General features: G+C 67.6%; 18 protein-coding genes. 12 read left to right on the forward strand and 6 right to left on the reverse strand.

Translation table 11 applies throughout. From position 1 onward, the window contains the following. Positions 1 to 69: 69 nt before the first annotated feature. From IBX18_RS13945 to IBX18_RS13970, 6 genes are all read left to right on the forward strand, one after another. Positions 70 to 894 carry an LLM class F420-dependent oxidoreductase gene (locus tag IBX18_RS13945; protein WP_194834089.1) on the forward strand — a complete coding sequence of 275 codons (825 nt, stop codon included), beginning with the start codon at positions 70 to 72 and terminating at the stop codon, positions 892 to 894. A gap of 218 nt (positions 895 to 1,112) precedes the next feature. Continuing rightward, a complete protein-coding gene (locus IBX18_RS13950; protein WP_194834090.1) occupies positions 1,113 to 2,522 on the forward strand; it encodes an MFS transporter in 1,410 nt (469 codons plus the stop codon). Between the two features lie 50 nt (positions 2,523 to 2,572). Continuing rightward, positions 2,573 to 3,232 carry a response regulator transcription factor gene (locus IBX18_RS13955; protein ID WP_194834091.1) on the forward strand — a complete coding sequence of 220 codons (660 nt, stop codon included), beginning with the start codon at positions 2,573 to 2,575 and terminating at the stop codon, positions 3,230 to 3,232. 13 nt (positions 3,233 to 3,245) lie between these two features. Further along, positions 3,246 to 4,676, forward strand: a complete 1,431-nt coding sequence (locus tag IBX18_RS13960; RefSeq protein WP_194834092.1) for a HAMP domain-containing sensor histidine kinase — start codon at positions 3,246 to 3,248, stop codon at positions 4,674 to 4,676. Further along, entirely contained in the window at positions 4,673 to 4,945 is a 273-nt protein-coding gene (locus tag IBX18_RS13965; RefSeq protein WP_194834093.1) for a hypothetical protein, read from the forward strand. The genes IBX18_RS13960 and IBX18_RS13965 overlap by 4 nt, the downstream gene beginning before the upstream one ends. After that, the gene (locus IBX18_RS13970; RefSeq protein ID WP_194834094.1) at positions 4,939 to 5,856 is read left to right on the forward strand and encodes a TAXI family TRAP transporter solute-binding subunit; all 918 of its coding nucleotides are present in this window, start codon (positions 4,939 to 4,941) and stop codon (positions 5,854 to 5,856) included. Before IBX18_RS13965 ends, IBX18_RS13970 begins: the two co-directional genes overlap by 7 nt. Positions 5,857 to 6,099: 243 nt before the next feature. Here the strand turns inward: IBX18_RS13970 and IBX18_RS13975 are convergent, their stop codons facing one another. Further along, positions 6,100 to 6,423: a metal-sensitive transcriptional regulator gene (locus tag IBX18_RS13975; RefSeq protein ID WP_306796259.1), complete on the reverse strand. Its 324-nt coding sequence runs from the start codon at positions 6,421 to 6,423 to the stop codon at positions 6,100 to 6,102. Positions 6,424 to 6,706: 283 nt separating this feature from the next. On the opposite strand from IBX18_RS13975, the gene IBX18_RS13980 reads away from it, so the two are divergent. Both IBX18_RS13980 and IBX18_RS13985 read left to right on the forward strand, forming a co-directional pair. Beyond that, positions 6,707 to 7,516, forward strand: coding sequence for an S-methyl-5'-thioadenosine phosphorylase (locus IBX18_RS13980; RefSeq protein ID WP_194834095.1), 810 nt, complete (start codon positions 6,707 to 6,709; stop codon positions 7,514 to 7,516). Positions 7,517 to 7,549: 33 nt separating this feature from the next. Beyond that, on the forward strand, positions 7,550 to 8,563 hold the full coding sequence (locus IBX18_RS13985) for an NAD(P)-dependent oxidoreductase (protein WP_194834096.1): 1,014 nt from the start codon (positions 7,550 to 7,552) through the stop codon (positions 8,561 to 8,563). Between the two features lie 4 nt (positions 8,564 to 8,567). Here the strand turns inward: IBX18_RS13985 and IBX18_RS13990 are convergent, their stop codons facing one another. Beyond that, a complete protein-coding gene (locus IBX18_RS13990) occupies positions 8,568 to 9,572 on the reverse strand; it encodes a GAF domain-containing protein (RefSeq protein ID WP_228540930.1) in 1,005 nt (334 codons plus the stop codon). A gap of 173 nt (positions 9,573 to 9,745) precedes the next feature. Here IBX18_RS13990 and IBX18_RS13995 point away from each other — a divergent pair, with 173 nt between their 5' ends. Further along, positions 9,746 to 10,306 (forward strand): NADPH-dependent FMN reductase, encoded by a 561-nt coding sequence (locus IBX18_RS13995; RefSeq protein WP_194834098.1) that lies wholly within the window; start codon positions 9,746 to 9,748, stop codon positions 10,304 to 10,306. Between the two features lie 53 nt (positions 10,307 to 10,359). On the opposite strand, the gene eccE is transcribed toward IBX18_RS13995, so the two are convergent. After that, complete coding sequence (eccE, locus tag IBX18_RS14000; protein WP_194834099.1) at positions 10,360 to 12,012, reverse strand: type VII secretion protein EccE; 1,653 nt, start codon at positions 12,010 to 12,012, stop codon at positions 10,360 to 10,362. A 111-nt stretch (positions 12,013 to 12,123) separates the two neighbouring features. Between eccE and eccB the strand changes: the two genes are divergently transcribed. Further along, positions 12,124 to 13,611 carry a type VII secretion protein EccB gene (eccB, locus tag IBX18_RS14005; protein ID WP_194834100.1) on the forward strand — a complete coding sequence of 496 codons (1,488 nt, stop codon included), beginning with the start codon at positions 12,124 to 12,126 and terminating at the stop codon, positions 13,609 to 13,611. A gap of 4 nt (positions 13,612 to 13,615) precedes the next feature. Here the strand turns inward: eccB and IBX18_RS14010 are convergent, their stop codons facing one another. Continuing rightward, on the reverse strand, positions 13,616 to 14,416 hold the full coding sequence (locus tag IBX18_RS14010) for a potassium channel family protein (protein WP_194834101.1): 801 nt from the start codon (positions 14,414 to 14,416) through the stop codon (positions 13,616 to 13,618). A 225-nt stretch (positions 14,417 to 14,641) separates the two neighbouring features. On the opposite strand from IBX18_RS14010, the gene IBX18_RS14015 reads away from it, so the two are divergent. Next, on the forward strand, positions 14,642 to 15,007 hold the full coding sequence (locus tag IBX18_RS14015) for a hypothetical protein (RefSeq protein WP_194834102.1): 366 nt from the start codon (positions 14,642 to 14,644) through the stop codon (positions 15,005 to 15,007). Positions 15,008 to 15,176: 169 nt separating this feature from the next. Here IBX18_RS14015 and mycP read toward each other — a convergent pair whose 3' ends face one another. Together mycP and eccD are read right to left on the reverse strand one after the other, a co-directional pair. Beyond that, positions 15,177 to 16,406, reverse strand: coding sequence for a type VII secretion-associated serine protease mycosin (gene mycP / locus IBX18_RS14020; RefSeq protein WP_306796260.1), 1,230 nt, complete (start codon positions 16,404 to 16,406; stop codon positions 15,177 to 15,179). Between the two features lie 182 nt (positions 16,407 to 16,588). Next, complete coding sequence (gene eccD, locus IBX18_RS14025; RefSeq protein ID WP_194834103.1) at positions 16,589 to 18,055, reverse strand: type VII secretion integral membrane protein EccD; 1,467 nt, start codon at positions 18,053 to 18,055, stop codon at positions 16,589 to 16,591. Between the two features lie 239 nt (positions 18,056 to 18,294). On the opposite strand from eccD, the gene eccCa reads away from it, so the two are divergent. Then, positions 18,295 to 22,329 carry a type VII secretion protein EccCa gene (eccCa, locus tag IBX18_RS14030; RefSeq protein WP_194834104.1) on the forward strand — a complete coding sequence of 1,345 codons (4,035 nt, stop codon included), beginning with the start codon at positions 18,295 to 18,297 and terminating at the stop codon, positions 22,327 to 22,329. Positions 22,330 to 22,341: the final 12 nt, after the last annotated feature.

Genomic DNA, 22,341 nt, shown 5'->3' on the forward strand with positions numbered 1-22,341 from the left:
CAATTCGGGGCAGGAATTTTTGTGGATCTCGGCCGGAATAGGAAGGGCGGGACGGTGGTTCCGCAAAGCATGACAATCGAGGGTCTCGGACGATTCGGTGTATGGCGGGCGTACAACCTCTTCAGCCCGGAAGACGCGCAGGAGCTGGAGAAATCCGGCTATGGGACGCTCTGGCTGGGCGCGTCGCCGCCCGCCGACCTGTCGACCGTCGAGCCGTTGCTCGAGGCGACGGAGACGATCAAGGTGGCCACCAGCATCGTGAACATCTGGGCCGTGCCCGCGAAGGAGGTCGCGGAGTCGTTCCACCGGATCGACGCGCGCTTCCCCGGACGCTTCCTGCTCGGTATCGGTGCGGGGCATCCGGAGCACACCGGTGAGTACCGCAAGCCCTACGACGCCCTCGTCGAATATCTCGACGCCCTGGACGCTTTGGACGTGCCTGCCGAGCGCCGCGCCGTGGCCGCCCTCGGCCCGCGGGTGCTGAAGCTGGCCGCGCAGCGGTCCTTGGGCGCGCTGCCCTACTTCGTGCCGTCCACGCACACCGCGCAGGCCCGGGCGGAGATCGGCCCGGACGCGTTGATCGCGTCCGAGCACAAGGTCGTACTGACCGACGACCCGCAGCAGGCGCATGCCGTCGCAGAGGGGACCGTCGGGTTCTACCTCGGCCTGACGAACTACGCCTCGAACCTGCGCAGGCTCGGCTTCACCGACGCGGAACTCGCCGACCCCGGCAGCCGGGTCTTCGACGCCGTCATCGCGCACGGCAGCCCGGAGCACGTCGCCGCCGAGCTCACGGCGCACCTGGACGCCGGTGGCAACCATGTCGCAGTGCAGGTCCTTAACGAGGACTACCTCGCTGGGCTGCGCACGCTGGCACCGCTGCTGAACGGCTGAGCCGGCACAGCCGCAAAGCTTCTGAATCGCACCTCGCACAAGGCTGCAACCTTGTGCGAGGTGCTTTGTGTAAAGGTCTTCATCGCACCTGGATCCGGCGAGAGCCCTGACACTCCTAAGGGACTGTTAGGAAGGGGCTCTGGGCATTCCCTTGCCGCTGTGACAGCAGACACACTCGGTCTCGGCTGACGCGCTGATGCGTCGAAGAAGGAGATCTTGTGACTACGACAAAGCCCGTGGGCGAGCGGCGGGTCGTCGCGAACGTGCTGCGCGGATCCATCGGCAACCTCGTCGAGTGGTACGACTGGTACGTCTACGCCGCGTTCAGCATCTATTTCGCGAAAACGTTCTTCCCGTCCGGTGATCCGACCGCGCAGCTGCTGTCCACCGCCGCGGTGTTCGCCGTCGGCTTCCTGATGCGCCCGCTCGGTGGCTGGCTGCTCGGCCGCTACGCCGACAAGTACGGGCGGCGTTCCGCGTTGACCCTCTCGGTGACGGTGATGGCGAGTGGCTCGCTGCTGATCGCGGTGACCCCCGGCTACCAGACGATCGGCATCGCGGCGCCGGTTCTGCTGCTGCTGGCGCGACTGCTGCAAGGCCTTTCGGTCGGCGGCGAATACGCCACCAGCGCAACGTATCTGTCCGAGGTGGCCTCGGCGGGCAAGCGCGGGTTCTACTCGAGCTTCCAGTACGTGACGCTGGTCGCCGGCCAGCTCGTCGCCTTGGGCGTGCAGATCATCCTGCAGCAGTTCCTCGACAAGGCCCAGATGTACGACTGGGGCTGGCGCATCCCGTTCGTCATCGGTGCGGCCGCCGCGCTCATCGTGATGTGGCTGCGGCGCAGCATGGACGAGTCCGCGCAGTTCGAAGCGGCGGCGGCCGAGTCGGTCCCGCTGGTGAACAGCATGGGCGACGCGGTCACGGCGTCGAGCACCGCGCCGCGCGGCTCGCTGCGGATGCTGATGCAGTACCCCCGGGAATGTCTGCTGGTGGTCGGCTTGACCCTCGGCGGCACCGTGGCTTTCTACACGTACACGACGTACATGCAGAAGTACATGAAGCTGAGCGTCGGCATCCCCGAGGAAACCGTCTCCTGGATCAACTTCTTCGCCCTGCTGGCGTTCGTGGTGCTGCAGCCGTTGGCGGGTGCGTTGTCCGACCGGATCGGGCGGCGCAAGCTGCTCATCTTCTTCGGTGTCGCGGGCACGCTGCTCACCGTGCCGATCATGACGATCCTCGGGCAGACCAAGAACCCGATCGGCGCGTGGGCACTGATGATGGGCGCGCTGGTGATCGTCACCGGCTACACCTCGATCAACGCCATCGTGAAGGCGGAGCTGTTCCCGACCAAGATCCGCGCGCTCGGCGTCGGCCTGCCGTACGCCCTGACCGTGGCGATCTTCGGCGGCACCGCCGAAACGATCGCCCTGACGCTGAAGAAGGCGGGCCACGAGTCGGTCTACTTCTGGTACGTCGCGGGGTGCATCGCGATCTCGCTGCTCACCTATCTGTTCATGCGGGAGACCTCGGCCTCCTCGACCATCGAAGCCGAACAGGCCGCCGCCGACGCCGGAACTGGGACCGGTATCGGGACGGCCGAGCCGGAACGTCGGCTCACCACTGCGTGACCGACGGCCCGGCACACGCGCCGATCCGCCCCTCGTGGGAGGATCGGCGCGTGCGGCTTGCGGTGGTCGAAGATGACGACGGCGTCGGTGACGCGCTGGTCGAGGCGCTGAACGCCCGTGGTTACCGGGCGGAGCGCAAACGGCGCGGCGCGGACATTCTGATGACGCACCGCGGTTACGACGCGATCATTCTCGATCTCGGGCTGCCCGACGGGGACGGGCTGCAGGTGCTGCGGCAGCTGCGTGAAGTGAGTCAGGTGCCGGTGCTCATTCTGACCGCACGCAGCGACGAACGTTCGATCGTGCGCGGGTTGCGCGGCGGCGCCGACGACTATCTGGTGAAGCCGCCGCGGATCGCGGAATTGATGGCCCGGCTGGAAACGGTCACTAGGCGTGCGGCCGCCGCGGCGCAACCGGCGCAGGCGGTGGTCGTCACCGGTGACGTGCGGGTGGATCTGCAGGCGCGGCTGGTCGAGGTGGCCGGTGCGCCGATCACATTGACGCAGAAGGAATTCGAGCTGGTGCAGGCGCTGGTGGAGCGGCCGGGTGCCGCGGTGAGCCGCCAGCAGTTGATGGACCGGATCTGGGGTGACGCGTTCGTCGCGGTGTCCCGGTCGCTCGACGTGCACATGACCGGGTTGCGCGCCAAGCTGAATCGGCCGGGACTGATCACCACCATTCGCGGCTACGGGTATCGGTGGGGGCAATGACCGGGGGCAGGCCATGCGGCGCCGCCTACTCATCGCGCTGACCGTGTTCGCCGCGATCGCGGTGCTGGCGTTCGCCGTGCCGCTGTCGCTGACGGTGGCGACGAGCCGGACCCAGCAGCTGGTGCTCGCCCGCTCCGGCGACGCCGACCGGTTCGCGAATCTCGCCGCGGCCGCCGCGACCTCGGGGGATAGCCGGGCACTGTCCGACGAGGTGGGTCGCTATCACGAGCTGTACGGCGAAAACGTGCTGGTGGTCGACGCGAAAGGGGCGACGACCGCCAATGGTGGCGCGAGCATCGACGACCCGGAGATCGGTGCCGCGGTGGCGGCGGCGCGCCGCAATCAACGTCCGCACGCGGTGGCGCAGCTGACCCCGTGGGGTGCGCCGACCATGCTGGTCGCGCGGCCGGTCGGCACCGGGGTGCAGGTGAGCGGGGCCGTGGTGATCCAGGCGTCTACCGCGCGGGCCCGCGCCGACATCGCGCGCACGTGGGCGTTGATCGTGTTGGGCGGCGTGATCGCGATGGCGCTGTTCACCTTGCTCGCACTGACTTTGAGCCGCTGGGTGCTGCGGCCGCTCGGCGCGCTCTCGCACGCCGTCGCCGATCTCACCGCGACACTGCCCAAGCCGCGGGCCGAGACGGTCGCCGCCAAGCATCCGGCGTCGATCGCCACGCATCACGGCGGTCCCCCCGAAATGCGGGCTGTCGCCGAATCTTTCGACGCCATGGCGCTGGCCGTCGCCGATTCGGTGGACGCACAACGTCAGCTGGTCGCCGACACCGCGCACGCCATGCGGAACCCGCTGGCCGCGTTGACGATTCGCCTCGACTCGCTGGAGCCCGCGATCCCCGACAAGGCGGCGAACACCTTTCGCAGCGCCGCGGCCGAGGTCGAGCGGCTGACCGCGCTGCTCGACGGCCTGCTCACCCTCGCCGTCGCCGAAACACCCGCCGCCTTCGACGCGGCTCGGCTCGCCGCGGAGGACAACCATTGCGATGCGGTCCAGGTGGTCGCCGACCGCTTCGACGCGTGGTGCTCGGCGTACGACGCGGCGGGGCAGGAACTGCGGATCGGTCCGTCGATCGAACACGCCGACGTCGCGGTCTCCGCCGACGCGCTCGCCCAGATTCTCGATGTGCCCCTGAGCAATTCGTGCCGCTATGCGGGACCCGGCACGCGGACCGTGGTCACCATCGCGGGCGAGCCCGGCTGGGTCACCCTCACCGTCCACGACAACGGCGCCGGTGTGCCCGCCGACGAGATCGACCGGCTCACCACCCGCTTCTTCCGCGGCTCGACCGCCGTCAGCGGCGGCTCCGGCCTCGGCCTGCCCATCGCCGCCGCCCTTTCGCAAGCCCGTGGTGGGACCCTCACCGTTGAAAAGGTTTACCCCCACGGCCTTGCCATCCACATACGTCTGCCAGCGGCGGAGCAGCCATGACGGTGCACTGGAAGTGGTTGATAGAGAACGCATTCGATGTGGCACTCGGCCGGCCTCGTCGCCCGCGTTCGGCTGATCTTCGTAGCGCGCACGTGACCGAGCGCTGGAATAGGTTGATGCGGGCGATGCTCGGTGTGCTGCGTGGCAGGCGTCGCGGCCCGCATTCCACTGCCGTCGGCGGAGCACACCTGACCGAACGCTGGAACCGGCGGGTGATGCTCGGCTCGGTGGGCGAGTACCGAACCCGGCTAGCGGTGGCGCCATGGTGACGATGGGGCGGCGGGGATTTCTCGCGCTGACCGGCGTGGCCGCGGCGGGCATCGCCGGGTGCGGGTCGAGTGGGGGCGGGCCGGTGGTGCGGTTGGCTTCGGGCGAGGTGGGCGGGTTCTATTACGCGTTCACAGGATTGCTGGCCGCCGCTGCTGCTCAGGAAGGTGACGTGCGGATCGAGCGGGTCACTACGTCGGGGTCGCAGGAGAACTTGGCGATGCTGGCGGGTGGGCAGGTGGATGCGGCGCTGGCGCTGTCGGATTCGGTGGGGGATACGACGGATCGGGTGCTGGCGCTCGGCCGGGTGTACGAGAACTACCTGCAGCTCGTGGTGCGGTCGGACAGTGCGATCGGCAGCGTCGCGCAGTTGCGGGGCACCCGGGTGAATCTCGGCGCCGAAGGGTCCGGGGCGGCGTTGACCGGTGACCGGATCCTGCGGGTAGCGGGGCTGAACCCCGAAGTGGACGTGCAGGTTTCGCATCGGCCGTTACGGGCGGCGATGGCGGAGCTGGCAGCGGGGGAGGCGGACGCGTTGCTGTGGGCAGGTGGCGTGCCGACGAGCGTGCTCGAAATCCCCGCGCGTATGCGGCTTGTCGACATGGGCGATCTCGCTGTGCCGATGCGAGAGCGGTTCGGACCGGTGTACGACCGAGTGGAGATCCCCGCCGACGCCTACCCCGGCGGTGTCGCCGTACACACCATCGGAGTGGCGAACCTGCTGCTCGCCGCCGCCTCCATGCCCGAGGATATCGCCGCGTCGATCGTCGAACTCCTGGTGTACCAGGCCGATTCGCTGGTGCCCACCGAAGCGGCGGGCACCCAATTCCTGGACGGTCGTTCCCTCATCGGCACCGCCCCGGTCCCACTGCACCCCGGCGCCGCCGAGGTCTACCGCCGCTGGCACGGCTAGCCTCCCGTTGGCTTGCCGAAGAACTCACGCCGCTGCCATGGCTAGCCTCCCGGCGGATCGCCGCAGCACCCATCCCGCACACTTTCTGCTTTCCCGCACACCGACTTGCCGCACCGACACGCGTGCGTATGTCAAAAGGTGTGCGGGAAGCGAGGCTTGCCGCCGCAACGTCTGGTCGCGGAACCAGTGGTCGCAGCTCTCCCGCAGAGCTTGCTTACAGTTCGACGGTTCAGCGTGCGACGGTCAGGACCGGACCAGCCGAGCGATGGCGTCGGTGGCCTCTTTGATCTTGGCTTCCGCCTCCGGCCCGCCCGCCACCGCGGCGTCGACCACGCAGTGACTGATGTGATCCTCGAGCAGCCCCATCGCCACCGCCTGCAATGCCTTGGTCATCGCGGAGACCTGGGTGAGGATGTCGATGCAGTACTTCTCCTCCTCGACCATGCGCTGCAGTCCGCGCGACTGCCCTTCGATCCGGCGCAGCCGCTTGAGATAGTCGTCCTTCGCGGTGATGTAGCCGTGCGCGGCATGATCGTGCGCGGCGTGGTCCTGGGGGCTGGTTGTCACCATGTCTCCTCGCTGGCTGCCGGTCTACGGTCGAACCGGAATTCATACCCCCCTAGGGTACAGTTTCCCGCCCGACTTGTCAGGTCAGCGCCTATTCCACGGTGCCACGCGGCCGAGCGGCAGCCCGATGTTCGGCTGCGCCACGAGCCGGCACGATGCGGCCGACCACGAGCACCTCGTCCGCCATCATTGCCGAGTGCACCGACAAGGCTCTACCTGGCGTGCGCACAGAGTTGCGGTACCCGTTGAGCAGCGGACGCCCACGGGACGGGAGAATCGGGGCATGAGTTCGCATGCCAGGCCCGCGCTCGCCGTCATCGGCGGCAGCGGCTTCTACGATTTCTTCGACAACGAGGCGACACATGTCGAGGTAGAAACCCCGTACGGGGCGCCGAGCGCGCCGGTGGCGATCGGCGAGGTGCAGGGGCGGCCGGTCGCCTTCCTGCCGCGGCACGGCAAGAGTCACGAGTTCGCTCCGCACACCCTGCCGTACCAGGCGAACATGTGGGCGTTGCGTTCACTCGGGGTTCGGCGGGTGTTCGCGCCGTGCGCGGTGGGCAGCCTGCGCGGGGACTGGGGTCCCGGCACGGTGGCGGTGCCGGATCAGCTGGTGGACCGGACGTCCGGCCGTCCGCAGACTTATTTCGACGGCGGTGGCGTGCACGTCTCCTTCGCCGACCCGTACTGCGACGAGCTCCGTACCGCGACGATCAAATCCGCCGACGATGTGCTGCCGATGAAGGGCGCGGGCACGATGGTCGTCGTCCAAGGCCCCCGCTTTTCCACCAGGGCGGAGAGCCGCTGGTTCGCCGGGCAGGGCTGGGAGCTGGTGAACATGACCGGTCACCCCGAGGCTGTGCTCGCTCGGGAACTCGAGATGTGCTACGCCGCAGTCGCTTTGGTGACGGACCTGGATGCGGGCCTGGAGGAGGGTACCGGCGTGCACGCGGTCGATGTCTTCGCCGAGTTCAAGCGCAACCTGGTGCCGTTCAAGGACCTGATCCGCCGCTCGGTGGCCGCGGTCACCGAGACCGACACCTGCGATCGGTGCCGCGTTCATACCGGAGTGTCGCTCCCGTTCGCGTTACCCTGACCCATGCGGGGGTGCCGAACAAGGGTGCGGTGAATGAGAGTGCTGGTCACCGGCGCGGCCGGTTTCCTCGGAACACACGTGTGCAAGGTCGTGTCTTCCGCGGGTCATGAAGTAGTCGGCATCGATCTGATGCTCGACACCGTGCACGGGCCGGACGCGCAGCCGCCCGACGGTGTTTCGCGGGTCGATGTGCGCGATGCCGACGCGCTCGCGCCGCTGCTCGCGGGCATCGACGTCGTCTGCCATCTCGCCGCGGTGACCGCGGGCGCAGGTCCGGCCGACTTCGCGACACACAACGATCTGGGCACCGCGGCGCTACTCGGCGCCATGGAGCGGGCGAAGGTGCGCCGCCTGGTGCTCGCGTCATCGATCAGCGTGTACGGCGAGGGCCGCTACCGCAGCGTGCGCGGCGGGCCGTTCTTCCCAGGGCTGCGCAGACGCGCGGATCTGGATCGCGGCATGTTCGACCACCGGGCTCCGCACACCGGCGACGTGCTGACCTGGGAGCCGGTGAGTGAGGACGCACCGCTGCGCCCGCGCGGCAGCTACGGCGCGAGCAAGGTGGCGCAGGAAAACTATGCCTTCGCTTGGGGTTTGCAGGTCGGTGGCGCGGTGACCGCGCTGCGGATGCACCAGGTCTACGGTGTAGGCGCCCGGGCCGGGATGGTGGGTCAGGTGCGGGCCGCGCTGGACGAGGGGCGGGCACCGCATGTGTTCGAGGACGGCGGGCAGGTCCGAGATTTCGTGCATGTGCGCGACGCCGCGGTGGCTGTGCTCGCGGCGGTCGAGCGGGCGCTGCCCGGGTTCGTTCCGCTGAATATCGCGTCCGGGCGGGCGATCACGCTGTGGGAGGTCGCCTCGATCATGGCGAAGGCGTGTGGTGGTCCCGCGCCCGTGGTGACCGGTCAATACCGGATCGGCGATGTCCGTCATTTCGTCGCCGATCCCGAACGGGCCAGGCGGACATTGGGTTTCAGTGCGGTGATCGCGCCGCAGCAAGGGTTGGCCGAGTTCGTGGCGGCGACGGCGAAGGCCGTTGCAGGCTGACAGGTCACTCGGTTACGGGCGGTTGATCAGTGGCCGACGGTTGCTGGTCGTCGATGATTTCCAGTTGGACCAACGCGAATTCGGGGACCGGTGCACCCGTGGTTCCGCCGGGCAGCGGTGAGGCCTCCAGGTCGGCGACGAGCCAGTCGCCGGTGTCGGTGGCCATCCGCACCGCCGCCAGCGTGACCTTCTCGGCACCGGAGCGGATGTCGTTGCGGGCGCAGACTATTCGTTCCCGGTCGGCAGGGTGTGGCACGGTGCGCTCGTCGGTGCCGCGACCCCAGCGCAACCCCGGCACCGGCTCGGTGACCCAGCGGATCAGCCGCACCTGGGCCAGGTCGACGATGGCGAGGTAGAGGTTCGGCTGTGCGCCGCGCAGCAGGTCCAGGGTCGCTGCCTCGAACGATTTGCGCTGGGGCGCAACACTATCGGTGACATCGACGGCCAGACCCAGCCAGCGGTACCGGTTCTCGTCGGGGTTACGGGCGGCGAGCAGCAGCGTGCGCGGACCGGTCCGCGCACGCACGGTCGCGGTGTCGAGCCACCGGTCGCCGGGTGCCGATCTGGCCAGCGTGGCGACGAGATCGAGTGCGCCGTCGAAACGTTCGATCAGCTCGAAGGATTCGGCGCCGATCCACACGATGCGGCCGTCTTGGAAATGTGGTCCGAGGTCGTAGGGGAGGGCCTCGATCCGCCGGGCTCGCGCGTCGACTGCGAACGCGGCGACACCGACCGGCGGTGGCGGATCGCCGGTGCCCACCCACAGTCGGACGGCATGCACCCGTTCGTCGGGCCCGTGCAGCGGAACTACCACGATGCGCTGGCCCGACCAGTCGTGCCGGGACTGCGGCAGTTGCTGGTCGATGACGGTGCCGGTGGTGTAGGCGGTGGCGATGAGGGGCTGTAATCGGGTGGAAACGGCGCGCTGGAACGACTTCCATTCCCGGGGCGCCGTGCCGACCGCAAGCAGCGACCAGGTGTCGACGTGTCCGAGCGTTTCGATGAGCAACCAGCGCCCGAGTATCACAAATCCCCCCTCCCGAGTCGAACCCTATGCCACGGTCAGGCTGATAGCCAGTGCATATCGTGCCTGACTCGTCGAGGCCGACGGTGGACAGGGTCCGCTTACCCGCCTCAGCCGGTGCAGGCGGCGGCGTGCTCCGCGCGCGTTAAGCTCACGCGATGGACACTCCGTTGCGGCTCGAGGTCATCGTGGCCAGCGTGCGTCCGGAGCGGTTCGCTCCGGTGGTCGCCGACTGGTTCCTGCGCACACTACGCGCGCATGACGAGTTCGACACGGGCGTCATAGATCTCGCGGACACGCCGCTGCCGGCCGACCTCACCGAGACCCCCGAGGTCGCGGACTACCGGGCCAGGCTGGCCGCCGCGGACGCCTTCGTCGCGATCACCTCCGAGTACAACCACGGGTATCCGGCCTCGCTGAAGACCGCCTTCGACACGGCGAAACACGAATGGCGCGCCAAGCCGATCGGTTTCGTCTCCTACGGCGGGCTCTCCGGCGGCCTGCGCGCCGTGGAGCAATTACGTCAGGTGGTGGCCGAGATCCACATGGTCTCGATCCGCGAAACCGTCAGCTTCCACCAGGCCAAGAAGCAATTCGACGCCGCAGGAGAAACGCAGGACGGCGCCGCCATCGACGCCGCCGCCCGCATGCTCCGCCAATTGTCCTGGTGGGCAAGAACTTTGCGGGTAGCGCGGAACGTCGACCCCTACCCGGGCTGACCACTGCCACGACGCGGTGACGTGACCGGCGTCAGCCCAGAAGATGCGCGGGGTCAGCCGGTGGCACCGACCGGTGCGCCGCGACGACCGCGCGGGTGGCCGATGTAGGTGGCTTCGCGGGGGATGGAGACCAGGGTGAGGTCGACCTGCGCGGTGCCGGTGCGCAGGATGACGTGGTTGCCGATCGCCGCGGGCTGGTGGATGGACAGGTCCGGGCGGGTGGCGGGCCAGCCCATCGGGTCGCCGGTGACGTAGATGGTGGTGACACCCGCGTGCGGGGCGGGCGCGAGGACACCGTCCACCACGGTCGCGGTGAAACCCGCGTCGGACTGGTGGGTTTCGACCGCGAGGGTCAGTCGCTCCGGATTGCCGATGGTGGTGACCAGGTTCTCCCAGGCGTGCGCCCGGTCGGTGCGGATCAGGATGCGTTCGCCGACCGCGAGCGCGCGGAACACCAATTGCTGTGCGAGATAAAGCTCCCCGGCCACATAGACGGTGGAGATGCCCGCGCCGACGATGCGGACCGCGACGCCGTTGCCTTCGTCGTCGGAGCCGATCAGCTGACCACAGCCCGAGGACGGCAGGTGTAGCGCATCGATCACGTCGATCGGGTATTCGCTCATCGGGACGGTGGCGTCCACGCCGGGCACGGCGAGCGGCAGGTGCGCGAGCAGCCCGTCGCGATGCCTGCCGTTCATCGACACCATCCCCGCGAGTTTGTGGCGCTCCGGCAGTTCCCGCGCGGTCAGCCGCCACGCGGCGCCGACGCTCACCGACTCCGCCGAGCTACCCGGCCGCAGCCGCACCGCCACCGTGGTGCCGCGCGAGGGCGCCACCCAGAGCTGGGCGAGCAGGTCCGAGCCGAGTCGCTTCGGGTCGACGGCCATGCCGATGTTCACGCTGTTGCCGATTTCGGCGTAGCGCCAACGATGTTCGAGGGTGCGCGGATCGAAACCGCTGGTGATCTGCAGGACCGCCTTGCGGATTTCCGGTGCGGTCAGGATGCGGGCGTTGCAGTCGGCGTCTTCGAGCGTGCGCATGATGCGCTGGGTCGCGATGGTGACCGCGCGCGACGCGCCCTCCGCTCCGCCGCCACGCCGGGCCGCCGCTTCCGGGCACGCGACCGCGTCGAAGCTGATCGCCAACCAAACGGTGCGATGCGCGGTGGCGGGTAGCGGCCCGAGCAGCGATTCGTAGATCTTGCCCGCGGGGGTGCCGGACCGGCTGCGGTGTCCGTGGCTGACGATATCGATGCCGCTGAGCAGGATGTCGTGCTGATTCAGGCATTTCGCCAGTTCCGGCAGCGGCAGCAGGTGCGAGGCGTGCACGGTGTTGCGAGCGATACGGGTGAGCCCACCGGGCGGGGCGAGCACCTCGACCACCGTCACAACTCGGCTGCCGTCCCAGTACAGCCCGAGCGAGCGTCCGTCGGCGCCGCGGAAGTCGACGGTCTGGCCGATCGTGTAGTCCCGCTTGGTGAGGTAGCGCCACCAGGTGCCGATCCAATCGAGCACGGTGCGCTTGGCGATCGGAATCAGCGGAATCAGTGCGACGACGATGCCCACCCCGAGGGCAATCAGCGGTTGCAGGCCGGCAATCAACGCGACCGCCCCCGCGACGAAGCCGATCACCTGCGCAATCAACAGATTCTGCAGCGAGATTCGGCCAAGGAGCGGCCGTGGTCCCGCCCCGGCAGGTTCCGCCATCGTCGTCCCCCAAGTACCCGGTGTCGGCCCATAATAGTGGGCGAGCTGAACAAGAGTCCTCGGGAACTGTACTGTGTTGCGCGAATGTGAGCACTGTTCGGGGGAGGAATAATGCCTTCAAAACCCACCACTCGGTGGCAGGTGAGCGGCTACCGCTTTCTGGTTCGCCGGATGGAGCATGCGCTGGTCCGCCGGGACGTGCGGATGCTGCACGACCCGATGCGTTCGCAGTCGCGGGCCTATGCGGTCGGGCTCGTTCTGGCGATCGTGGTATTGGCAGGTTGCGGTGTCCTCGCACTGCTGCGACCGCAAGCCAAGATCGACAACAGCAAGATCCTGATCGCCAAGGAGTCCGGCGGCGTCTACGTGGTGATCGGCGATGTCGTGCACCCGACCCTCAACCTGGCCTCGGCCCGGCTGGCCGCCGGTGACGCGTCCAAGCCTGCGGTCGTCAAGGATTCCGAGCTGGGCAAGAAGCCGCGCGGCCAGCTCATCGGCATCCCCGGTGCGCCTGGTTCGCTGATCTTCGACAAAGCAGGCAAGGGGCGGGCCTGGACCGTCTGTGATTCGTTGAAAGCGGACGGCAGCGACGACCGCAGCACATCGGTGTTGATCGGCGACCTCGAGCTCGGCGACAAAGCGGCGGAAATGGGGAACGACAAGGCGCTGCTGGTCAAGGGTAAGAGCGCGACCTATCTCGTGTGGAACAAGACGCGTGCCCGGGTCGACATGACCGACCCGTCCGTCACCGGTCCGCTGAAGATCCGCGGGGCGACGCCGCGACCCATCAGTGAAGGGCTGCTGAATTCCATTCCCGAAGTGAATCCGATCGTGCCGCCGAAGATCGACGATCCGGGTGGGCAGCCCGACGGGTACTCGATCAACAATCTGAAGATCGGCACCGTAGTTCAACTCGCAGGTAAAGCTGATCAGAATTACGTGATCCTGCGCGACGGACTGCAGCAGATCAATCCGCTGACCGCCGAAATTGTCCGCAGTTCGCAGCCGAACCCGGACCACAACACGGCAATCGGCGATTTCGAGGCGAATCACGCGCGCCCGTCGAAGGCGCTGAAGGTGGACACCTATCCGGCTGCCGCGCCGACGATCGTCCAGGCCAATTCCCGTCCGGTCAGTTGCCTGTCGTGGAAGCCGATCCCCGGCGCGGCGGGTAATGCCGACGTCGCCGTGCGCGCGAACCTGTCGGTGATCGACGCCAGCGACCTGCCGATGTCGAGCAAAGCCCAGCTGGTACCGCTCGCCCAGGCCGACGGCAAGGGTGACAACGTCGACTCCGTTTACTTCAAGCCCGGCTCGGGCGCCTTCGTGCAAACCACCGGCATCGAACCGGACAGTCGCCGCAAGGACAGCATGTTCTACGTGTCCGACACCGGTGTCCGCTACGGCATCAAGAACAACGATGCGGCGAAAGCGCTTGGTATGGACCCGGAATCGGGCGTGACGCCGGAGCCCGCGCCATGGCCGATCGTGGGTTTGCTGGCCGGCGGGCCGACCATGGGCCGCGAGGAAGCCATGGTCGCCCACGACGGTGTCGCCCCTGATCCGAACCCGGCCAAGCAACCGGTCGCCGCCAAGTAATCGGCTAACGGCCGTCCGCGACAACGGCATTCGAGCCGTCGGAGTTGTCCTGCAATGCGGCGACTTCGGCGCGCAACGAACGGAGCTCCTCGACCAGCACCCCGATCTCCCGATCCGTGCGGTCGGCGGTCTCCTCGACGCTCTTCAGCTGATCGATCACCCAGCTGGTCGTGGTGCCGATGGCGAAGGAGATCAGGCCGATGCCGAAGGTCATCAGCACCAGGGAGATCAGCCGGCCTTCCACGGTGACCGGGTAGACGTCGCCGTAGCCGACCGTGGTGACCGAGACCGCCGACCACCACAGGGCGTCACCGAAGCTCAGCACCTTGCTGCCTTCCACGCCGTATTCGGCGTCGAAGAAGGCCAGGCTGCACAGGAAGAGCACCAGTATCGAACTGGTTCCGACGAACACCGACAGGCGCGACCGTTGAGTCAGCGATTGCCGGTTGAGGGTGCCGAGCACCAGCACCGCGGCGCGCACCAGCCGTAGCGGGCGAAACGGCGGAATCAGCACGATCAGCAGCTCCACGGGATGGGTGCGCAGGAACTCCCACCGTCGAGTGGACAAGACGAATCGCGTCCCGAAGTCGATCGCGAACAAAGCCCAGATGGCAATGTCGACCCGGCTGAGCCAAGCGTCCAGCTCTGGCGAGGCGCCGGTATCCAGCACATACCAGGCGTAGACGACGAGAAACAGCACGGCGAGCAGCATCATCGGCACGCCGGTGGCCTGCTCCCACGCCTCTCGCCGGCTCAACCCCTCGGTATCGGGCGTGCCGTCGGGTGCTTGTTCTTGCTGCTTCATGGGAACTACCTGCGTTGATCGGATCCGGCACCTTATGTACCGCAGTTCGCTGTGCAGACGCTACCTGCCGCACAGTCGTTCCTCGGTCGAACCCGCGAGTCGCCGATCCGAGCCTTCTCCGCCGACGGGACACGAGCGGATCCGAAAAATTCTGGAATCGATGGAACCGAACATGATCTTGGTGCGTCGAACCAAGTGTCAGAACAAGTTTCGGGTGGGGGGATCGTGACGTCAGCGCTGCTCAGCCAGCCTGCCGCCGAGATCTCAGCCGAAAATCCGAGCGAACGGGTCGCTCGGTTGACTGAAGAGGGGAAGAAAATGAAGAACACCTTGAAGGCGATCGCCTCCGCCTCCGTCGTCGTTGCCGCAGCCAGCGGTCTCGGCGTGCTGAGCGCCGGTGTGGCCCACGCAGGAGGCATGTCGTACGACCAGTGCTGGAATGAGGCGTCCCGTAAGCAAGCCGACTATGACGCGAGCCGGGATCCGCTCGGCACCCATGCGATGTCTGCCAAGTTCAGCTGCGTCCCCAGTGGTATCGACACAAATGGCAACCAGCTGTACGAGGTCACCTACACGTACAACGATATCTGACCGATATTCGAGTCAGGTCATTCGAGCGGGTAGCCGACCACCGATCCGGCCACCCGGCTGACGAAGGAAGAGGGTTCTGGCGAGTGATGCCAGAACCCTCTTCTACGCAACAGTGGGTCTCAGCCATTGCGGCTGAGACCCACTGTTGTTCAACGAGAATGCTGTGGCGTCACATGTCGTCGCCGGTGACGCCGAATCTGCGGCGGATCGGGAAGGACGCGAGCATGCCGAGCGTGAGCAGGATCGCGACGGTTGCGCTACCGACCAGAGCGATATTGCGGGCTCGGTTGTCCGGCGGTGGTGGCGGTGCGGCGACTGCGAGTTGGATACTGCGGGGACTGGTCGGCTGCTTCGGTGGCAGCGTGGGCGGGACCTCGTTGGTCAGCGCGGCTACCGGATCGACGGCGCCGTAACCGACATACGGATTCCATCCCTCAGCGGGTGCGTGCGCGGTGGCTTGGATGCGTTTGATTACTTCCAGCGGGGTCAGCTCGGGAAAGCGAGCGCGCACGAGCGCGACGACACCGGCGACGTACGGCGCAGCGAAGCTGGTGCCTTTCAGTGGCGTGACACCACCTTGCTGATTGACGAAACCGGTGATGGTGCCGGTGCCGCGGGCATCGAGGGACACGATGTCCTCACCGGGTGCTGCGACACCTACCCACGGTCCGGGCACGCTGAAAGCCGATGGTTGCCCGTTACGGTCGATGGAGCCGACGGTGAGGACGTAGTCGTCGTAGCGAGCGGGGGTGACGTTGGTGCTCAGGTTCTTCCATAGGTCACCGCTCGGGTTGAGCGGATCGATCCCAGGGTTGCCTGCATTGCAATTCTGTTCCTTGTTACCTGCTGCGACCACGACGACGGCGTTGCGCTCGAGGGCGGCGTATCGCAGGGCAGCGCCCAGCGGTCCATCGGCAGGATTGTGGTAGCCCGGAGTGCATAGGACCAGCGAGATATTGATTACCGTCGCACCTTTGTCCGCTGCCCGCCGAACCGCAGATGCCAACGCATTGATATCGCCGTAACCGTCTGGTGGATCCTCAGGGCGTTGTTCGCCTTCTCGGCCGGCTCGCTGAAACATTTTGCTGGTTTGCCGAATCGTCAGAATCCGGGCCTCGGGCGCGACGCCAGAAAAGCCTTGGCCTTCAACCTGTTTCGCGCCAACTATGCCCGCGACTACCGTGCCGTGTGCGTCGCAGTCGCTGGTGCCGTCGCCACCTTCGGCGACATAGTCGCCACCGGCGTCGAGGTCAGGCAGGCGCGGGTGACGTACGACGCCGGTATCGATGACAGCGACGAGTTGTCCTGCGCCGCGGGAGAATTCCCAGGCCCGGGGCAGATCGAGGGCGAGCTGTGGTGCGGGAGTAGCGAGGCCTTCCCCGCCTTGCTGGGTGCTCACACACGCAGAGTTGGACTTCTGCTCAGTCTTCACCGGCGGAACTGCGGGGTCTCCCGCCGGCAGTTGCCCAGGGTCGACCGGCGGCGGCCGATCAGCATGTGCCACACCCTGACTCGCTCCCACCCCGAACGAGACACTCAGTGCGAGCACCGCCGCTGCCGCACCGGTGCGCAGGATCCGGTTCACAGCCCGCGGACGAGGGAGTAGAGGCTGGCCACCCAGAAGACCAGGGGGAGGACGGCGGCTACGAAAGCGTATTCGAGCAGTTCGACGCCGCGACGCATCGGCGGGGTGGCCGACTGGTTCGGGATGATGATGCCGAGGATCAGGGCTGAGATGAGGATGACCATGGCGGCGCCGAAGACGGCGAGGGGCTGGTCCATCGCGAAACCCGCGCCTACCAACATGATCAGGACGATGCCTGCGCCGCCCGCGATGAGCACAACGGCTTGTTCGGCGCCCGCGTAGGTGCGGCTGCGGAACATCAGGACCACCGCGCAGACCAGGGCGAGCGCGATGCCTTGCCAGTACGGGTTCTCGGCCTCCGGGTCGGTGCTGGCGAGCGCGCCGACGACGGTGACCAGGGTGGTGGCGGCGACCAGACCGGCCAGGTACATGCGGGCCCGCTCGGACTTCACCCGCAGTGCCTCCATGGTGGGCAGCGCGCGGTGATCGTCGGGGTCGTCTTCGGTCGGATCGATCGGGGTGCCGGGCGAGGGGACCGGTGGCAGTGGCAGTTTGGCCAGCAGCATGGAGATTCGCGGGGCCAGGGCGAGGCCGGCGAGTCCGAGGGCCGCGGCGCCCGCGCCGATCGCGCGTTCCGGCTGCCCGGTGAGCATCCCGACCAGGGCGGCGGGTACCGCGTAGAGCGCGAGGGTGGCCGCGCCGATGAACAGCGCGAGGCCGACGCCGCTGACCCGCCACGCCAAAACCGCGGTGGCGCCGAACAATACGGCGCCGAGCAGGATGTGCGGCCAGCCGTAGTGATCGGGTACGTAGAGCATGCCCGCAGTCAACGCGGGCGGCAGCGCGCAGCCGCCGAGCACCAGTGCGGTCGAGGTGTCGCCGTACATCCGGCTGAGCACCATGGACGCGATGACGAGCAGGATCGTGACCGCGAGCGCGACCGAACCGCTGACCCAGGAGGGCAGGGCATCGGGCGAGAGCAGCAGTCCGAGACAGCCGACGAGCATGGTGAGCGCGGCGAGCACGGAACCGGTGATCCGCGCGACCTTCGGGGTCCAGCTGCGGTAATGGTCGGTGTCGGCGATCGCGACGTTGTACATGATGTCGTCGAACAGCGGCGTCGGTGCGGTATGCGAAGCGCTCTCCAGCATGAGCAGCTCGCCGTCGCGGACACCGTGCTCGCCGAGGCTCAGCGAATTGGAGAACGGGGGATGACCGATTCGGGCGAGCACCCACTCGGCCGGCTCGAAGCGCTCGCCTTCGTTGTCGAAGTCGTTGGTGCGGCTGTGTTGTGCGACCATGTCGACGACACTCGGGATCACCAGGGCAACAGGCACGTCGACCGGGATCGCCATATCTACCTGGGTGTGTTTGGCGAGAATCGTCACCCGGGCGAGATCTGGTGCGCGGACGATGCCGTGCGCGGAGTTTTCATCGATGTGGTCAAGTCGCGCGTGCGTCAAGCTTCCCCCAACTCGTCTTCTACCTCGTATTTTCGCAAACTCGAGAGCCGACGTCGAGTTTGCGAACCCACGTTTCGGGCAGCAGAATGCTGGTCGAACTGTACGACATGTCCGCTGCTGCCTCTACACTGAGCCGGAATCACAGCAGTCGAGGAGGGGGATTCTCGCACCATGAGGGAGCGTCGCGTCCGAATCATGTGCCAGCGCATTCCGGCGCCGAGCGGTAGCGAGGTGCGGGAATGAGTACCGTCCGGTTCCAGCGCCGCGCGCGGAGGGAGATGCCGCGCTCGCCCGGCGGTGAGGTCACGCTGCAGCCGCCGCCCGAGATCCCCCGGGTGACCCCCGGCAATCTGCTGATGAAGCTGATGCCGGTCGTGATGATCATCGGCATGGTCGGCATGATGGCGCTGCTGTTCACCCAGGGCGGCGGCATCGGATCGAACCCGATGAGCATGATGTTCCCGCTCATGATGATGTTCTCGATGGTCGGCATGTTCGCAGGTCAGGGCGGCGGCAAGGGGGCCAAGGCCGCCGAGGCGAACGAAGATCGCAAGGACTATCTGCGCTACCTCGACCAGGTGCGCCGGGACGTGGACAATACGGCCACCCAGCAGCGCGCCTCGGTCGAATGGAGCCACCCCGAGCCCGGCCTGATCTGGATGCTCGCCGGCACCAGCCGCATGTGGGAGCGCCGCGCGGGCGACAAGGACTTCTGCCACGCCCGCATCGGCGTCGGCGGCCAGCGACTGGCGACCCGCCTGGTCGCGCCGGAGACCGGACCGGTCGAAGAGCTGGAGCCCATCGCGGCCGTCTCGCTGCGCCGCTTCGTGCGCGCGCACTCGACCGTGCCCGACCTGCCGACGGCGATCGCGGTCAAGGGTTTCGCGACCATCGCGCTGGACGGCGACCGGGTCGAGGCCAGGGACATGACCCGCGCGATGTTGTTGCAGCTGTGCATGTTCCAGGCCCCGGACCAGGTGCTCGTCGCGGTGGTCTGCGGCCCGGACACCGCGCGGGAGTGGGAATGGACCAAGTGGCTCCCGCACACCCAGCACCCCGACGCGCAGGACGGCATCGGCACCCAGCGCATGTTCTACGGCTCGATCCGGGAGGCGATGGCCGGCCTGCAGCCGCTGCTCGGCAACCGGGTCCGCTACTCGCGTAACCAGCCTGCCAACGCGAACATGGTGCACATCGTCATCATCGTGGACGGCGGCCTGCTGGAGGCCGAGGAAGATCAGCTGCGCGAATCCGGCTACGAGGGCGTCACCATCATCGACCTGTGCGGGTACGCACCGCGGCTGGCGGTCTCGCGTGGCATCAAGATGATCGTGGAGAACGGCGAGTGCGTCGGCCGCGGCGCGACCGGCAACCAGGAGCGCTTCGCGCTGATCGACCGGATCAGCCCGCAGCAGGCGCAGCAGGTGGCCCGCAGGCTCGCGCCGTACCGGGCGGCGACCCAGCGCAGCAGCGACGTGGAAACCGATGACTCCGAGGTCATTTCGACCTGGAGCCAGCTGATGGGCCTCGGCGACATCGGCTCGTTCAACCCCGAACACGCCTGGCGTCCGCGCTACGGCCGAGAGCGGCTGCGGGTGCCGTTCGGCGTCGGCGCCGACGGCCTGCCGGTCGAACTCGATATCAAGGAAGCCGCCGAGAACGGCATGGGCCCGCACGGCTTGTGCATCGGCGCAACGGGTTCCGGCAAGTCGGAGTTCCTGCGCACCCTGGTGCTCAGCCTGCTGGCCACCCACTCGCCGGACCAACTGAACCTGGTGCTCGTCGACTTCAAGGGTGGTGCGACCTTCCTCGGGCTCGACAGCGTGCCGCACGTCGCGGCCGTCATCACCAACCTGGAAGAAGAAGCCGACCTCGTCGACCGTATGAAAGACGCGCTGGCCGGTGAGATGAACCGCCGCCAGGAGGTACTGCGCGCCGCGGGCAACTTCGCCAACGTCTCCGAATACGAGAAGGCCCGTGCGGCGGGCGCCGACCTGGACCCGCTGCCTGCCCTGTTCGTCGTGCTCGACGAGTTCTCCGAACTGCTCACCCAGCACCCGGATTTCGCGGAACTGTTCGTGATGATCGGCCGGCTCGGCCGCTCGCTGCACGTGCATCTGCTGCTCGCCTCGCAGCGCCTGGAAGAGGGCAAGCTGAAGGGCCTGGAAAGCCATCTGTCCTACCGGATCGGCTTGAAGACCTTCTCCGCCAACGAATCCCGCCAGGTGCTCGGCGTGCCCGACGCCTACAACCTGCCGAACAACCCCGGTGGGGGCTACCTGAAGTCGGACTCCGGCGAGATCGTGCGCTTCCAGGCGTCCTACGTCTCCGGCCCCTACGTCGGCGGCGGCTCGCAGCGCGACATCACCGTCGCCACCCAGTCCGGCGAGATCGACATCAAGGCCCGGCCGTTCACCGCCACCCACGTGGATTTCCGTGCGGTGGACCGGGTTCCGCTGCCCGCCGAGCCCAGCGCCGCCGACCAGCAGACCGAGGACGGCGACCAGGTCTCCAACGTGCACATGCTGGTCTCGCGGATCAACGGCCACGGCCGTCCCGCGCACGAGATCTGGCTGCCGCCATTGGACGAGGCACCCACGCTGGACCAACTGATCCCGCGCTCCATCCTCACCGGCGAATACTCGGCGGTGGCCACGCTGCGCGCGCCGATCGGCATCGTCGACCGGCCGTACGACCAGCGGCGCGACCCGCTGGTGGTCGACCTGTCCGGTGCGCGCGGCAACGTCGCCGTCGTCGGCGGCCCGCAGTCCGGTAAGTCGACCGCGCTGCGCACGCTGATCATGGCCATGTCGTTGACGCACACCGCCGAGCAGGTGCAGTTCTACTGCCTCGACTTCGGTGGCGGCACGCTGATGAGCCTGCAGGGGCTGCCGCATGTCGGTTCCGTCGCAAGCCGATTGGACGCGGACCAGGTCCGGCGCACCGTCGCCGAGATGACCACCATCGTGCGGCAGCGCGAGGCCCGGTTCCGGCAGCTCGGCATCGAGTCGATGACCGAGTTCCGCAGGCTGCGCGCGATGGATCCGTCCAGCAGCCCGGCCGCGACCGGCGCGCACGAGGATCCGTTCGGCGATGTGTTCCTGGTGATCGATGGCTTCGGCTCGATCCGCCAGGACTTCGAGATGCTCGAACAGGTGATCATGAACCTGGCGGTGCAGGGTCTGTCGTATGGCGTGCACATCGTCATCGCGCTGAACCGGTGGGCGGAGGCGCGGCCCGCGCTGAAGGACCAGATCGCCACCAGAATCGAACTGCGCCTCGGTGATCCGATGGATTCCGACCTCGGCCGCAAGTTCGCCTCGATGGTTCCGCAGGCCCGCCCCGGCCGCGGTATGACGCCGGACTGCCTGCACATGCTGACCGGGCTGCCACGTATCGATGGCAGTTCGGACCCGACCAACATCGGTCAGGCCGTCGGCGAGGCGGTCTCGACCATCGCCCGCCTGACCCCGGGCCGGCCGGCCCCGCCGGTGCGCATGCTGCCCGAGGAGCTGCCGCGCGAGCAGCTGCTCTACCTGGCGGGCAACTGGCCGACCCAGGTCGACCAGTCGGTCAAGTGCTTGCGAATCCCGATCGGTATCAACGAAGCCGAGCTGGCCCCGGTCTACCTCGACTTCGCGGTGAGCCCGCACTTCATCGTCATCGGCGACACCGAGTCGGGAAAGACGACGCTGCTGCGCTCCATCATCGAGGGCATCGCCGCGTCGAACACCCCGGACCAGGCGCGGATCATCATGGGCGACTATCGGCGCTCGATGCTCGGCATAGTCCCGGAGGGTTACCTCGCTGGCTACGGCTCGACCGCACCCCAATTCACGCAGAACATGGCCGATCTCGCCGCGTACGTCAGCAACCGGACGCCGGGTCCCGACGTGACGCCGCAGCAGCTGAAGGATCGCTCATGGTGGAGCGGCCCCGAGCTGTACGTCGTCGTCGACGACTACGACCTGGTGGCAACCTCCAGCGGTAACCCGGTCCAGGCGTTGGTGGAACACCTGCCGCACGCCCGTGACCTCGGCTTCCATCTGATCATCGCGCGGCGCTCCGGTGGCGCGGGACGTGCCATGTTCGAGGCGACGCTGGCCAGGATGAAGGACCTCGGGTCGGCCGGCCTGATCATGAGCTGCAGCCGGGACGAGGGTGTGCTGATGGGGACGACGCGGCCGAGCCCGATGCCGCCGGGCCGCGGCACGTACGTCACGCGCAACACCGAGGGCCTGATCCAAACGGCCTGGATGCCGCCGCAAACCTGATGGCTACCGTCG

This window comes from Nocardia sp. XZ_19_369, from assembly GCF_015355715.1.
GTDB lineage: Bacteria > Actinomycetota > Actinomycetes > Mycobacteriales > Mycobacteriaceae > Nocardia.